General features: G+C 67.3%; 15 protein-coding genes. 10 read left to right on the forward strand and 5 right to left on the reverse strand.

Features of this window, described 5'->3' with window-relative positions:
* From ACTHN1_RS16825 to ACTHN1_RS16835, 3 genes are all read right to left on the reverse strand, one after another.
* A partial coding sequence (locus ACTHN1_RS16825; protein ID WP_440472108.1) for a replication-associated recombination protein A occupies positions 1–858 on the reverse strand: 858 nt, incomplete at its 3' end.
* Positions 859–1,042: 184 nt separating this feature from the next.
* Positions 1,043–1,669: an outer membrane lipoprotein chaperone LolA gene (gene lolA / locus ACTHN1_RS16830; protein WP_440472072.1), complete on the reverse strand. Its 627-nt coding sequence runs from the start codon at positions 1,667–1,669 to the stop codon at positions 1,043–1,045.
* Between the two features lie 145 nt (positions 1,670–1,814).
* On the reverse strand, positions 1,815–4,181 hold the full coding sequence (locus tag ACTHN1_RS16835) for a DNA translocase FtsK (RefSeq protein WP_440472073.1): 2,367 nt from the start codon (positions 4,179–4,181) through the stop codon (positions 1,815–1,817).
* A 310-nt stretch (positions 4,182–4,491) separates the two neighbouring features.
* On the opposite strand from ACTHN1_RS16835, the gene trxB reads away from it, so the two are divergent.
* The 6 genes from trxB to ACTHN1_RS16865 all read left to right on the forward strand — a co-directional run bounded on the left by trxB (position 4,492) and on the right by ACTHN1_RS16865 (position 8,670).
* Entirely contained in the window at positions 4,492–5,445 is a 954-nt protein-coding gene (gene trxB, locus ACTHN1_RS16840) for a thioredoxin-disulfide reductase (RefSeq protein WP_141452944.1), read from the forward strand.
* A complete protein-coding gene (locus tag ACTHN1_RS16845) occupies positions 5,445–5,864 on the forward strand; it encodes a GNAT family N-acetyltransferase (RefSeq protein ID WP_440472074.1) in 420 nt (139 codons plus the stop codon). Before trxB ends, ACTHN1_RS16845 begins: the two co-directional genes overlap by 1 nt.
* On the forward strand, positions 5,845–6,999 hold the full coding sequence (locus ACTHN1_RS16850) for a GNAT family N-acetyltransferase (RefSeq protein WP_440472075.1): 1,155 nt from the start codon (positions 5,845–5,847) through the stop codon (positions 6,997–6,999). The genes ACTHN1_RS16845 and ACTHN1_RS16850 overlap by 20 nt, the downstream gene beginning before the upstream one ends.
* 48 nt (positions 7,000–7,047) lie before the next feature.
* Complete coding sequence (aat, locus tag ACTHN1_RS16855; protein ID WP_440472076.1) at positions 7,048–7,794, forward strand: leucyl/phenylalanyl-tRNA--protein transferase; 747 nt, start codon at positions 7,048–7,050, stop codon at positions 7,792–7,794.
* An 85-nt stretch (positions 7,795–7,879) separates the two neighbouring features.
* Positions 7,880–8,098, forward strand: a complete 219-nt coding sequence (gene infA, locus ACTHN1_RS16860) for a translation initiation factor IF-1 (protein ID WP_079726088.1) — start codon at positions 7,880–7,882, stop codon at positions 8,096–8,098.
* A 203-nt stretch (positions 8,099–8,301) separates the two neighbouring features.
* Positions 8,302–8,670 carry a hypothetical protein gene (locus tag ACTHN1_RS16865; protein WP_440472077.1) on the forward strand — a complete coding sequence of 123 codons (369 nt, stop codon included), beginning with the start codon at positions 8,302–8,304 and terminating at the stop codon, positions 8,668–8,670.
* A 122-nt stretch (positions 8,671–8,792) separates the two neighbouring features.
* On the opposite strand, the gene clpA is transcribed toward ACTHN1_RS16865, so the two are convergent.
* Together clpA and clpS are read right to left on the reverse strand one after the other, a co-directional pair.
* Complete coding sequence (gene clpA / locus ACTHN1_RS16870; protein ID WP_440472078.1) at positions 8,793–11,075, reverse strand: ATP-dependent Clp protease ATP-binding subunit ClpA; 2,283 nt, start codon at positions 11,073–11,075, stop codon at positions 8,793–8,795.
* A gap of 125 nt (positions 11,076–11,200) precedes the next feature.
* Complete coding sequence (gene clpS, locus ACTHN1_RS16875) at positions 11,201–11,521, reverse strand: ATP-dependent Clp protease adapter ClpS (RefSeq protein WP_440472079.1); 321 nt, start codon at positions 11,519–11,521, stop codon at positions 11,201–11,203.
* 74 nt (positions 11,522–11,595) lie between these two features.
* Here clpS and ACTHN1_RS16880 point away from each other — a divergent pair, with 74 nt between their 5' ends.
* The 4 genes from ACTHN1_RS16880 to hflD are packed head-to-tail and all read left to right on the forward strand — an operon-like array spanning position 11,596 to position 14,292.
* Positions 11,596–12,084 (forward strand): hypothetical protein, encoded by a 489-nt coding sequence (locus ACTHN1_RS16880; RefSeq protein ID WP_440472080.1) that lies wholly within the window; start codon positions 11,596–11,598, stop codon positions 12,082–12,084.
* A 20-nt stretch (positions 12,085–12,104) separates the two neighbouring features.
* Positions 12,105–12,569: an NUDIX hydrolase gene (locus ACTHN1_RS16885; RefSeq protein WP_440472081.1), complete on the forward strand. Its 465-nt coding sequence runs from the start codon at positions 12,105–12,107 to the stop codon at positions 12,567–12,569.
* On the forward strand, positions 12,566–13,684 hold the full coding sequence (gene mnmA, locus ACTHN1_RS16890; protein WP_440472082.1) for a tRNA 2-thiouridine(34) synthase MnmA: 1,119 nt from the start codon (positions 12,566–12,568) through the stop codon (positions 13,682–13,684). Before ACTHN1_RS16885 ends, mnmA begins: the two co-directional genes overlap by 4 nt.
* Positions 13,681–14,292: a high frequency lysogenization protein HflD gene (gene hflD / locus ACTHN1_RS16895; protein WP_440472083.1), complete on the forward strand. Its 612-nt coding sequence runs from the start codon at positions 13,681–13,683 to the stop codon at positions 14,290–14,292. Before mnmA ends, hflD begins: the two co-directional genes overlap by 4 nt.
* Positions 14,293–14,296 lie beyond the last annotated feature (4 nt).

Here is a 14,296-nt window from a genome sequence, read left to right on the forward strand (position 1 = left end):
CTCCACCGCCATCCGGGTCAGGCGGCGCGCCAGATAGACCGGGTCGCAGCCTCCGTCCAGCATCCGCGCGAGCCAGTACAGCGCGCCGTCGGGATTGGAACTGCGGATGGACTTGTGCAGCGCCGAGATCTGGTCGTAGAACTGCTCGCCGCCCTTGTCGAACCGGCGCGTGCGATCGGCCAGCACCTGCTGCAGGGTCTGCGGGGTGATGGTGTTGTCTTCGCCCGTGGCCAGTTCCGCGGCGATTTCCAGCAGGGTCAACGCGCGACGCACGTCGCCATCGGCCGCGCCAGCGATTTCCCGGAGGGCGTCATCGCCGGCCTGCAAGCCCTGCCCGCCCAGGCCGCGCTCCTCGTCCTCCACCGCGCGTCGCAGCGCATGCCGGATGTCCTCGGCCGAAACCGCCTCCATGACATGGACGCGGCAGCGAGAGAGCAACGCCGAGTTGAGCTCGAAGGAAGGATTCTCGGTGGTCGCGCCGACGAACAGGATGGTGCCGCGCTCGATGTGCGGCAGGAACGCGTCCTGCTGGGCCTTGTTGAAACGATGCACCTCGTCGACGAACAGCACGGTGCGCCGTCCCTCGGCAAAACGCTGCGCCGCTTCGGCCAGCACCGCGCGCACGTCCGGCAACCCCGACAGCACCGCCGAGATGGCCTGGAACTCGGCGTCCGCGTACTGCGCCAGCAACAGCGCCAGGGTGGTCTTGCCGCAGCCTGGCGGCCCCCACAGGATCATCGAATGCACGCGCCCGGACTCCACCGCGCGCCGCAGCGCGCTGCCTGGCGCGAGCAGTCTTCGCTGCCCCACCATTTCGTCCAGGGTCCGCGGCCGCATGCGCTCGGCCAGCGGCCGCATCGCCGAGCGATCGACGCTCAGCAGATCGGTTTCCTGCGGAAACGGATTTCGGGTTTTGGGAGATCTCGCCACCGGGCAATTCTACCGTCCGTGGCGTCCATGCAGCGCCGGAGCCAGCCCGCCAAAACAAAAGGGCCGGATTCCTGGGGAACCCGGCCCTCCGGTGTCTCGCCTGGACGGTCGCTCAGGAACCGCCGACCACATCCACGCCCGGCCCCGGCGCATATTTGAAGGTGCCGCCGGCGAACGACGGATTGCGCTTCCAGCCGCTGAACTTGATGGTGGTGCGCTGGCCGACGGCGTCGATCACTTCCATCTGCGCCAGTCCCTTGCCATCGAAACCCAGCCGCGCGGACTGGAAATTGGCGTCGCCATCGCGCTTGGGCGTCAGGGTCAGCCACTCGAGTCCGTTCTGGCTGCCGGTTTCCTTGACGTTGAACTGCTGGTCCAGCTTGCCGGGATCAATCAGCGCCGACAGCGGGCTGTTCTGTTCCTCGACGCCCTGCTCTCGCACGGTGGCCTGCTTCAGATCCGGGTCGTACACCCAGACCTGCTTGCCGTCGGCGACGATCAACTGTTCGTAGGGCTTGTTGTACTCCCAGCGGAACAGGCGCGGCGCGGACAGCGCGACGCGGCCATTGGACGTTTCCTTGAGCTTGCCGCCACCGTCGTGGACCTGCTGGACGAACTGGCCATCCAGGCCCTTCAGGCCGGTGGTGAAGTTCTTGAGCTGATCGCGGGCGCCGGCGAAGGCGTTGCCGGCGAACAGCGCGGCGGCGATGAGAAGCGCGGGACGGACGATGCGGGTCATGGGCGGTGGTGGGATTGGGGTTCGGAGTCGGTGCCGAGTGTGCCCCGGCGAGTCTGAATAGCGCGCATCGGCATTCCCGGCCGGCGACACCGGCGTGAACCGGTGTTCAGGCCCCCGGAATCGACGGGTTTCCGGGGGACGGGCCTCAGCGCGGCGGCGGCGGCGCCAGCACCTGGCGATCGCCATTGTGTTCGGGCGGCGACACCACGCCGGCCGCTTCCATCGCCTCGATCAGGCGGGCGGCGCGGTTGTAGCCGATCTTCAGGCGGCGCTGCACGCCGGAGATGGAGGCGCGCCGGCTTTCGGTGACGATGCGCACCGCCTCGTCGTACAGCGGATCGCTTTCGTCGCCACCGCCACCACTGCTTTCGGGCAGGCCGGTCGGACCGACCACCACGCCATCGCCCATGGTCTGGATTTCCTCCAGCACGCCCTCGATGTAGTCGGCGCTGCCGGTGGCCTTGAGGTGCTCGACGACGCGATGCACTTCATCGTCGCTGACGAATGCGCCGTGGATGCGCTCCGGCATCGCGGTACCCGGTGGCAAGTACAGCATGTCGCCGTGGCCCAGCAGGGTTTCGGCGCCGGACTGGTCCAGGATGGTGCGCGAGTCGATCTTCGAGCTGACCTGGAACGCGATGCGGGTCGGGATGTTGGCCTTGATCAGGCCGGTGATGACGTCCACCGACGGGCGCTGGGTGGCCAGGATCAGGTGGATGCCGGCGGCACGCGCCTTCTGCGCCAGGCGGGCGATCAGTTCCTCCACCTTCTTGCCGACGATCATCATCATGTCGGCGAATTCGTCGATGAAGATGACGATGAACGGCAGCGGCTCCAGCGGACGCGGCGCCTCGGCCAGATCCGGATTGGGCTTGAACAGCGGGTCCATCAGCGGCTGGCCGGCGTCCTGCGCGTCCCGGACCTTCTTGTTGAAGCCGGACAGGTTGCGCACGCCGACCGCGCTCATCAGCTTGTAGCGGCGTTCCATTTCCGCCACGCACCAGCGCAGGCCGTTGGCGGCCTCCTTCATGTCGGTGACGACCGGCGCGAGCAGGTGCGGAATCCCCTGGTAGACGCTGAGTTCCAGCATCTTCGGGTCGATCATCAGCATCCGCAGTTCTTTCGGCGACGCCTTGTACAGCAGGCTCAGCACCATCGCGTTGACCGCCACCGACTTGCCCGAACCGGTGGTGCCGGCCACCAGCAGGTGCGGCATGCGCGCCAGGTCGGCCACGGTCGGCCGGCCGGCGATGTCCTTGCCCAGCGCCAGGGTCAGCGCGCTGCCGGACTTGTCGTATTCCTTCGAGCGCAGCAGCTCGCTGAGGAAGATCATCTCGCGGCTGGTGTTGGGGATTTCCAGGCCGATCACCGACTTGCCCGGAATCACGTCGACCACGCGGACCGACTTCACGCTCAGGCCGCGCGCGATGTCCTTGTCCAGCGAACTGATCTGGCTGACCTTCACGCCCGGCGCCGGCTCCATTTCGAAGCGGGTGATCACCGGCCCGGGATAGGCGCCGACCACCTGCGCGTCGATGCGGAAGTCCTTGAGCTTGAATTCGATCTGGCGCGACAGGGTTTCCAGGGTTTCCTCGGAATAGCCCTTGGCCTGCGGCTTGGGATCGTCCAGCAGCGACAGCGGCGGCAGTCCGGAAGCGTCGCCGCCGGTGCCATGGAACAACGGGATCTGCTGCTCGCGCTTGGCGCGCTCGCTCTTTTCGATCACCGGTGCCGGCGGCGGCTCGATCTTCACCGGCTCGCGCTTGGCGCGCAGGACCGCGTCGGCGCGGCGCACTTCCTCGCGCTCCTCGCGCATCACCCGGGTCTGCTGCCATTCGGCCGCCTGCTGGCTGCCGCGGCGGAACATCGCCGGCAGCGCCAGCACGCCCTTGCCGATGCGCTCCATCACCGCCAGCCAGGACAGGCCCGTGGCCAGGGTCACCGAAACCAGGAACAGCGCCAGCAGGAACAGGTTCCCTCCCAGTCCGCCAAAGCCGCTGAGCAGCGACTTGCCGACCAGGGTGCCGAGGATGCCGCCGGGGCCATCGGAGAAATGCTCGGCGGGCACGCCGCGCAGGAACAGCAGGCCGGTCGAGGAAATCAGGAAACCGACCATGCCGATCAACCGCAGCGCCGGCCCCAGATCGGCCTCGCTATCGCCATCGGTGTCCATGCCGAACAACGCGATCCAGGCGACTGCGCCGAGAATCACCGGCAACAGGAACGCCACGTAGCCGCACAGGGACAGCAGCAGCGCCGACAACCAGGCGCCGACCTTGCCGCCCCAGTTGTGGATCGGCGCGGTGAGACTGCCCGCCTGCGACCAACTGGGATCGTCGGGCGAATAAGAGAACAGGCTGGCGAAGAGATAAAGCAGCAGCGGCGCGATCACGATCAACGCGAGATCACGCCACAGGCGTTGCCGACGCGGATTCGCCGCCGCGGTGGCCTGCTTGCGCGCCGCCGCGTTGGCGCCCTTGCCCTTGCTGTTTTCGGGTGCTGGCTTCGCCACCTTTCGATTAGACCTTAGGAATATGCCATTAGTCTTTGATAATAAACGAAACATTGGCGAATTTCAGCCCCCGGAATCGGTTCGGTCCGGCATCGCGCCGCGAAAGGCCCGCAGAAAAAAAGGCGCTACGGTGGCGCCCTGTCGCAGATCGCCGGCGTGACGCCGGCCTGTCGCTTGCCTGTTGTTCCGCATCACCGCATTCCATCCGCGCGCCTTGATCGAACCTGATCACACCCGCACTCTATGTCGCCTGCGATGGCGTGCCAGCCGTTGCAATCGCAAGGCCAATCCACCTTCTCCGCGAGTATACATGAGCACTTCGAAGCACTGCCGCCTGTTGATCCTGGGCTCCGGCCCGGCCGGCTGGACCGCCGCCGTCTACGCCGCGCGCGCCAACCTCAAGCCCGTCGTCATCACCGGCCTGCAGCAGGGCGGCCAGCTGATGACCACCACCGAGGTGGACAACTGGCCCGGTGACGCCCACGGCCTGATGGGCCCGGACCTGATGGCGCGCATGCAGGCCCACGCCGAGCGCTTCGACACCGAGGTCATCTTCGACCACATCCACACCGCCGACCTGGGCCAGCGCCCGTTCAAGCTCATCGGCGACAACGGCGAGTACACCGCCGACGCCCTCATCCTGGCCACCGGCGCCACCGCCAAGTACCTGGGCCTGCCCTCGGAAGAAGCCTTCAAGGGCCGCGGCGTGTCCGCCTGCGCCACCTGCGACGGCTTCTTCTACCGCGACCAGGACGTGGCCGTGGTCGGCGGCGGCAACACCGCCGTGGAGGAAGCCCTGTACCTGGCCAACATCGCCCGCAAGGTCTACCTGGTCCACCGCCGCGACACCCTGCGCGCGGAGAAAATCATGCAGGACAAGCTGTTCGCCAAAATCCAGGCCGGCAAGATTGAACCGGTCTGGCACCACACCGTGGACGAAGTGCTGGGCAACGAGGCCGGGGTCACCGGCCTGCGGGTCAAGTCGGTGCAGGACGGCAGCACCCGCGACCTGGACGTGCACGGCTTCTTCGTGGCCATCGGCCACACTCCCAACACCAGCCTGTTCGAGGGCCAGCTGGGGATGAACAACGGTTACCTGACCATCAAGTCGGGGCTGGACGGCGGCGCCACCGCCACCACCGTGCCCGGCGTGTTCGCCGCCGGCGACGTGGCCGACCAGCACTACCGCCAGGCCATCACCTCCGCCGGCTTCGGTTGCATGGCCGCGCTGGACGCCGAGCGATTCCTCGACAAGGACGCCTGATGCTCAGGATCAGCGCGGACCCGGCGGAGCTGGACTTCGAGCGGGTCCACGCGTTCCTGCGGGATTCCTACTGGGCGGCGGGCATCCCCGCTGCCACCCTGCGCCGCGCACTGGATCATTCCGTCTGCTATAGCGGCTTCATCGACGGAGAGCAGGTCGCCTTTGCCCGGGCGGTCACCGATCAGGCGACTTTCGCCTATGTCGCCGATGTTTTCGTCAGCGACACCCACCGCGGCCAAGGACATGGGCGTGCGATCGTGGCCGCGCTGCTCGCCGATCCCCGCCTGCAGGGCCTGCGCCGCCTGCACCTGGTGACCCGGGACATGCAGCGTCTGTATGCGGGCCTGGGGTTTGAACCGCTGAGCCAACCGGAACGGCATATGCAGAAGCACGATCCGGATGTCTACCGCCACGGCTGAAACCGTGCCCCGCCTGCGCCTGCTCGATACCCTGTCAGCGATCCCCGCCAGCGCGTGGGACGCCCTCCACGACGGCCACAATCCGTTCCTCTCGCACGCCTTCCTGGCCGGGCTGGAACAACATGGCTGCCTGCGCGAGGACTGGGGCTGGACCCCGCATCACGCCACCCTGTGGGAAGACGGCGCGCTGATTGCCGCCGCGCCGGCCTACCTGAAGAACAACTCCCACGGCGAGTTCGTGTTCGATCACGCCTGGGCCCAGGCCTATGCGCGTTATGGACGCGACTACTTCCCCAAGTGGCTGTGCGCGGTGCCCTACTCGCCGGTGACCGGTCCGCGCCTGCTCGCATCGACGCCGGCGCGGCAAAGGCAGCTGGTTGCGGCGCTGGCCGCGCAGGCGGCGGAAGCCGGCCTGTCCTCCGTCCACGTCAACTTCCATCCCGAAGGCGAAGACGGCGCATTCGACGATCGCTGGCTGTCCCGCACCGACGTGCAGTACCACTGGCGCAACGACGCCGGTTGGGCGGACTTCGAAACCTTCCTGGCCGCCTTCGATCACAAGCACCGCAAGAACATCCGCCAGGAACGCGCGCGGGTCGCGCGCGCGGGTGTCGCGTTCCGGACCGTACGCGGCGATGACGCCAGCGAAGCCGATCTGGAAGCCATGTTCGGTTTCTACCTGCAGACCTTCCAGGACTACGGAAATTCGCCGGCGCTGACCTTCGACTTCTTCCGGCACCTGGCCCGCGCCCTGCCCCGGCAACTGGTGCTGTTCCTGGCCGAACACCAGGGCGAGCCCATTGCCGGCGCGCTGTGCCTGCGCGGTGGCGACACCCTGTATGGGCGCTACTGGGGCTGCCGCCGCAACCTGCCCGGCCTGCATTTCGAGACCTGCTACTACCAGGGTATCGAGTACTGCCTGCGCGAAGGCCTGCGTGCGTTCGAACCGGGCGCGCAGGGCGAGCACAAGATCGCCCGCGGCTTCCTGCCCGCGTTCGTGCGCAGCCGGCACTGGATCGCCGATCCCGCGTTTGCCGAAGCGCTCGGCCGCTGGTGCGAGGAGGAAAGCCTCGCCGTGCGCCGCTATGCCGCCACCCTGTCGGCGCATTCGCCCTTCAAGGCAGCGGCGTCCTGATCCGGACCGGCATGGTGGAAGCCCGGCACTGGCCCCGATAATGCCGGCATGAGCCAGCGCCCTTTCCTGCTCGCCCCGGAATCCGACGCGCCGTTTCCACCGGCGGAACTCGCCCTGCGCCAACCCGACGGCCTGTTGGCGGTCGGCGGTGATCTGAGCCCGTCGCGGCTGCTCAATGCCTACCGGGGTGGCATCTTTCCCTGGTTCTCCGAAGGCCAGCCGCTGCTGTGGTGGTCGCCGGATCCGCGCATGGTATTCCGGACCGATCACTTGCATCTGGCCTCGCGGTTCCGCCGCGGGCTGCGCCGATCGAGCTGGCGGGTCCACGCCGATACCGCCTTCGACGCGGTGGTCGCCGAGTGCGCCTCGCGGCCGCGCCCGGGCCAGGACGGCACCTGGATCACCGATGCCATGCGGGAGGCGTATGGCGTCCTGCACCGGGCGGGCCATGCCCATTCCATCGAGGTATTCGATGGCGCACGCCTGGTCGGCGGTCTCTATGGCGTGGCGATCGGCCGGATGTTCTTCGGCGAAAGCATGTTCAGCGCGGAGAGCGGCGGATCCAAGGTTGCCATCGCCGCCCTGGCGGCCACCCTGCGCGAATGGGGCTGGCCGCTGATCGACGCGCAGGTGGAGAATCCGCACCTGCTGACCCTCGGCGCGCAACGCTGGCCACGCGGCATGTTCCTGGAACGGGTGCGGGAGCTGGTGCAGGTTCCCGAGCCAGTGGCGAACTGGACCGCGCGCTTCGGCGAGCTGCCTGCGGCGCGACTGGCCGACCTGTCCGGGGATTAACGGGATTTTTGCGCCAGACGCCGCGGCGGCGTACAATGGCGGACTTTATCGCCCCGGCCGCTCCGGCCGCACTGCACAGGTCTGCATGTCGAAAGACGATTCCATCGAATTTGAAGGCACCGTCACCGAAACGCTGCCGAACACCATGTTCCGGGTCAAACTGGAAAACGGGCACGAAATCATCGCCCACATTTCCGGCCGCATGCGCAAGAACTACATCCGCATCCTCACCGGCGACAAGGTCAAGGTCGAGATGACCCCCTACGACTTGACCAAGGGTCGTATCACCTATCGCATGAAATAATTGCGGTAAACCATTGATGAAAAAGGGCGACTTGGTCGCCCTTTTTTGTTCTTGCGGTCAAGGCCGGCGGCGAGGATGCGCGGGCGCGGCAAAGGGTCGCGCTGCGCGCCGCGTCCGGGTCTTCAGTCAGGGGCACTTCCGCCAGATTCGGGGTTACGCCATCCCACCTAAGGTGGCGGCTCCCACCCCAAGCGGAGATTCCGATGACTCGTTTCCTGTCGTGCGCTGCCCTGGCCCTGGCGCTGGCCATGGCGCTGCCCGCGCCCGCCCAGGCTCGCGACACCCCGACCACCGCCTGCGTCGATCTGGCCGCCGGCCACGAAATCGTCCGCAACGGCACCCAGTCCTTCTTCCTCAAGGATGGCGATCAGCACTACCGGGTCAAGCTGCGCGGCACCTGCGACGGCCTTCCGCTCGCCTCGCGTCTGCTGGTGACCGCCGAAGGCCGGGACAACCGCCTGTGCCCCACCGGCAGCCGGGTCGACACCAATCGCGGCAAGTGCGACATCGCCAGCTTCGAGAGCATCACCGCCGAAGAGTTCGCCCGCCAGAAGACGCGTCTGCGCCGCTGATCCAGCGCCAGTCATTGCCCCGGGGCAACAAAAAAGCCGGCGCCCCGGGGCGCCGGCCTTGTTTTCGTTCCGCGGATTTTCCCGTGCGGGCGAGGCAGGCGTCGCCGTCCGCCTCGCGAGACTCAGACCGTCACCGGCAGCAGCTTCTCCGGCTCGGCCTGGCTTTCCACCACCAGTTCGCCATCGCGCACGTCGATGCTCACCCGGCCACCGTTGATCAACTTGCCGAACAGCAGTTCGTCGGCCAGCGGACGCTTGACCTTGTCCTGGAGCAACCGCGCCATCGGGCGCGCGCCCATCAGCGGATCGAAACCATGCTGGGCAAGCCAGTCGCGCGCGACCGGCGTGGCCGACAGGCTGACGTGCTTCTCCTGCAACAGCATTTCCAGCTCGATGAGGAACTTGTCCACCACCCGCAGGATGTGGTCGAAGCCCAGCGCCTGGAACTGCACCACCGCATCCAGGCGGTTGCGGAATTCCGGGGTGAAGCTGCGGCGGATGACTTCCATCGCGTCGGTGGAATGATCCTGCTGGGTGAAACCGATCGAACGGCGAGACGCCTGTGCCGCACCCGCATTCGTGGTCATCACCAGGATCACGTTCTTGAAGTTCGCCTCGCGGCCGTTGGTGTCGGTCAGCACGCCGCGGTCCATCACCTGCAACAGGATGTTGAAGATGTCCGGGTGCGCCTTCTCGACTTCGTCCAGCAGCAGCACGCAGTGCGGGGTCTTGACGATTTTCTCGGTCAACAGGCCGCCCTGGTCGAAACCGACATAGCCCGGAGGCGCGCCAATCAGGCGGCTGACCGAATGCGGTTCCATGTACTCGGACATGTCGAAGCGGACCAGCTCGATGCCCAGCTGCAGCGCCAACTGCTTGGTCACCTCGGTCTTGCCCACGCCGGTGGGACCGGCGAACAGGAAGTTGCCGATCGGCTTGTCCGGATTGCCCAGGCCCGAGCGGGCCAGCTTGATGGCCGACGCCAGGGTCTCGATGGCCGGATCCTGGCCGAAGATCACCATCTTCAGGTTGCGCTCCAGGTGCTGCAGCACGTCCTTGTCGGACGAGGTCACCTGCTTGGCCGGGATGCGCGCCATCTTGGCCACGATGGTCTCGATTTCCTCGATGTCGATCAGCGCCTTGCGCTGGTCTTCCGGCAGCAGCCGCTGGCGCGCGCCGGCCTCGTCGATCACGTCGATGGCCTTGTCCGGCAGCAGCCGGTCGCCGATGTGCTTGACCGACAGATCGACGGCCGCCTGCAAGGCCTCGTCGGCGTAGGTCACGCCGTGGTGGGCCTCGTACTTGGGCTTCAGGCCCTGCAGGATCTGGAACGCCTCGCCCACGGTCGGTTCGACGATGTCGATTTTCTGGAAGCGCCGCGCCAGCGCGCGGTCCTTCTCGAAAATGCCGCGGTATTCCTGGAACGTGGTCGAGCCGATGCAGCGCAGTTCGCCCGACGCCAGCGCCGGCTTGATCAGATTGCTGGCGTCCATGGTGCCGCCGCTGGCGGAACCGGCGCCGATGATGGTGTGGATCTCGTCGATGAAGAGCACCGCCCCCGGGATTTTCCGGATCGCCGCCAGCACGCCCTTCAGGCGCTTCTCGAAATCGCCGCGGTACTTGGTGCCCGCCACCAGGGCGCCCAGGTCCAGCGAGTAGATGGTGGCGTCCAGCAGGACGTCCGGCACCTCGCCTTCGACGATGCGCTTGGCCAGGCCTTCGGCCAGGGCGGTCTTGCCCACGCCGGCCTCGCCGACGTAGAGCGGGTTGTTCTTGCGGCGCCGGCACAGGACCTGGATGGTCCGTTCGACCTCGTCGGCGCGGCCGACCAGGGGGTCGATCTTGCCCTGCCGGGCCAGGTCGTTGAGGTTGCTGGCGAACTCGGTCAGGGCATCGCCCTTGCCGTCGCCTTCGCCGGCCTCGGTCTTGCCCGCCTCGCCCTCGTGCGCGCCCTGGCCCTCGCCCTCCTCGCCCTGCTTGGCGATGCCGTGCGACAGGTAGTTCACCACGTCCAGCCGGGTGACGTCCTGCTGGTTGAGGAAGTAGACCGCGTGGGAATCCTTCTCGCCGAAGATCGCCACCCGCACGTTGGCGCCGGTGACCTCCTTCTTGCCGGAGGACTGGACGTGGTAGACCGCGCGCTGGAGCACGCGCTGGAAGCCCAGGGTGGGCTGGGTATCGCGGCCGTCATCCTCGGCCAGGCGCGACACGGAGGCCTCGATGGCCTGTTCCAGGTCGTGCTGCAGGCGGGTCGAATCCGCGCCACAGGCCTTGAGCACCGCCTGCGCGGACGGGTTCTCCAACAGCGAGAGCAGCAGGTGCTCCACCGTCATGAACTCGTGCCGTGCTTCGCGGGCGCGCTTGTAGCACTGGCCGATGGTTTGCTCGAGATCTTTGCTGAACATGGTCGCCTCCGGGGCCGATGCCGACAATATGCGGCCTGAGGGGTGGATTTCCATCACCCGCCCGGATTTCAGTGTTCAGGAATCGTTGCCTTGCAAGGGCCCCACGGCGCCCCAACACCGAAACCTCAGGATTTTTCCATCGTGCACAGCAGCGGATGCTGGTTCACCCGCGAAAACTCGTTGACCTGGGCCACCTTGGACTCCGCCACCTCGCGGGTATAGACCCCGCAGATGGCGCGGCCCCGGGTATGGACATGCAACATGATCTGGGTGGCCTTTTCCAGATCCATGGAAAAGAACTGCTGGAGCACGACCACGACGAAATCCATCGGGGTGTAATCGTCGTTGAGCAGCACCACCTGGTAGAGCGGCGGCGGCGCCACTTCGGGCTTACTGGTCTCCACCAGCACGCCGTGGTCGCGTTCGTTTTCGTTCTTGCGTGACATGCCGCGATTATACGGATTGGACGCCCACCGAGGTTGCACGCACAATTAACCCTTTCCCCAATGGATTGAACCCGATGAAACCAGTCGCCCTCGCCCTTGCCCTCGTCGCCGCCCTCGCGGGCGTGTCCGGCGCGCATGCCGCGGATGCCGACCCGGCCATCGCCAAGCAGTTGAAGGCGCTGGGCTACGAATACGAGGTGGACGAAGACGGCGACTACAAGTTGCTGATGGCCACCGGCGACAACGACGAGCGCAGCCAGATCGTCTACATCCGCTCGACCGTGGAAACCTATGGCAAGCACCGGGTCCGCGAGCTGTGGTCCTACGCCTACCGGTCGCCGAGCGATTCGCTGCCGGCGGTGATCGCCAACCGCCTGCTGGACGCCTCCAACGCGTTGATCATCGGCTCCTGGGCCAAGCAGGAGCGCAGTGCGGTCTATGTGGCCAAGATTCCGGCCGACGCCAGCACCGAACTGCTGGAAGACGCCATTTCCGCCGCCGCCGTCTCGGCGGACGCGATGGAAGTGGAACTGGCCGAGGATCCGGCTTCGGACGACTACTGAGCCCCCACTGGAACACCCCCATGAGCTACCGCGAAGGCCGGTTCTGGCAACCCGACGTCACCGTCGCCACCATCGTGGTGCGCGACGGGCGCCTGCTCATGGTCGAGGAACGCGCCCAGGGCCGGCTGGTGTTCAACCAGCCCGCCGGACACCTGGAGCCGGACGAGACCCTGCTGGAGGCGGCCTTGCGCGAAACCCGCGAGGAAACCGGCTGGGACGTGCGCCTGACCGCCTTCGTCGGCGCCTACCAGTGGAAGGCCACCGAGACCGGTCGGCACTACCTGCGCTTCGCCTTCGCCGCCGAACCGGTGCGCCATGACCCGGCGCGGACGCTGGACGAAGGCATCCTGCAGACCCACTGGTTGACCCCGGCCGAGCTGCAGCAGGCCCGCGAGCGGCATCGCAGCCCGCTGGTCTGGCAGGCGGTCGAGGACTATCTCGGCGGCCGCCGCTATCCGCTGGACATGCTCCACCACCTGGCATGAGCACGCCCCGCGTCATCGTCGGTGTCTCGGGCGGGGTCGACTCGTCGGTGGCCGCGCTGCGCCTGGTCCGGGCCGGCGAATCCGTGGCCGGCCTGTTCATGCAGAACTGGGCCGACGACGGCAGCGGTGAATGCCGTGCCGAGGAAGATCGCCGCGACGCGGTCGCCGTATGCGGCCGGCTCGGCATCCCGTTCCATTTCCGCGACTTCTCGGCCGAGTACTGGCAGGGCGTGTTCGAGCACTTCCTGGCCGAGTACGCCGCCGGTCGCACGCCCAACCCTGACGTGCTGTGCAACCGCGAGGTCAAGTTCAAGCATTTCCTGGACGCCGCGCGCGAACTGGGCGCGGAGAAGATCGCCACCGGCCACTACGCGCGCATCGGTTTCCATGCCGGCCGCTGGCAGCTGCTGCGCGGCGTGGATCGCGGCAAGGACCAGAGCTACTTCCTCCACCAGTTGGGCCAGGCGCAGTTGTCGGCGACCCTGTTCCCGATTGGCGACATGCAGAAGCAGGACCTGCGCGGCGTCGCCCGCGACGCGGGCCTGCCGACGCACGACAAGAAGGACTCGACCGGCATCTGCTTCATCGGCGAGCGCGACTTCCGCGAGTTCCTCGGCCGCTACCTGCCGGCCCGTCGCGGCGAGATGCGCGACCCGCAGGGCCAGCGCATCGGCGAGCACCCCGGCGTTTTCTATTTCACCCTGGGCCAGCGCGAAGGCCTGCAGATCGGCGGCGTGCGCGGCCGGCCCGCCGCGCCCTGGTATGTGGTCGGCAAGGACGTCGCCAACAACATCCTGTACGTCGATCAGGACACCCGGAGTCCCTACCTGCAATCGCAGCGGCTGTGGTCCGAGCAGGCCCACTGGACCGCCGGCAGCGCGCCGGCGGCGCGCTTCGACTGCACCGCGCAGACGCGTTACCGGCAAGCCGATGAACCCTGTTCGGTGACCGTCACCGACGATGGCCGGCTCGAGGTCGCATTCGCGCGGCCGCAGCGGGCGGTCACGCCCGGCCAGTCGGTGGTGCTGTACGACGGCGACATCTGCCTCGGCGGCGCGGTCATCGCCGCCACCGACGCCCCCCTGGAACGAAGAATCGCGGAGCAAGCCGCTTGAGCAACCAGTTTTCCGAACGCGTGCTGGCCCTGGCCGGGCTGGCGCAGGCCCTCCACCAGGTCCGCCGCATCGCCGAGACCGGCCACTCCGAAGCCGGCGTGGTGCAGACCGCGCTGGACAGCGTGTTCCGGATCGACGCCGTCGATGCCGCCGGCGTGTTCGGTCGCGTTTCCGAACTCAATCCGGGTCTGCGCCTGCTGCGCGGCTACCTGATCGGCGAAAACAAGGAAGACACCCTGCCCCGGCTCGGAATGGCGGTGCTGCAACTGGAGCGCCGGTTTATCCGCCGCACAGATCTGGGCGACGCCGTCAGCCAGGGCGTGGACCGGCTCGCGCCACAGGCGCAGCAACTCGGCAGCACCCATCCGGAAGTGATCGCCACGCTCGGCAACCTCTATGCCGAGACCCTCAGCCAGTTGCGCCCGCGGGTGATGGTCCAGGGCAATCCGCACTACCTGGGACAGCCGGGCGTGGTCGCCGAGATTCGCGCCATCCTGCTGGCGGCGGTACGCGCGGCCGTGTTGTGGCGGCAGTTGGGCGGCAGCTATTGGGACTTCCTGTTCTCGCGCCGTGCGATGGCCGCCGCCATCGACGGCTGGCTCAACTGAAACG

Origin of the sequence: Pseudoxanthomonas sp. (assembly GCF_051953815.1) — a bacterium.
In the GTDB taxonomy this organism is placed as follows: Bacteria; Pseudomonadota; Gammaproteobacteria; order Xanthomonadales; family Xanthomonadaceae; genus Pseudoxanthomonas_A.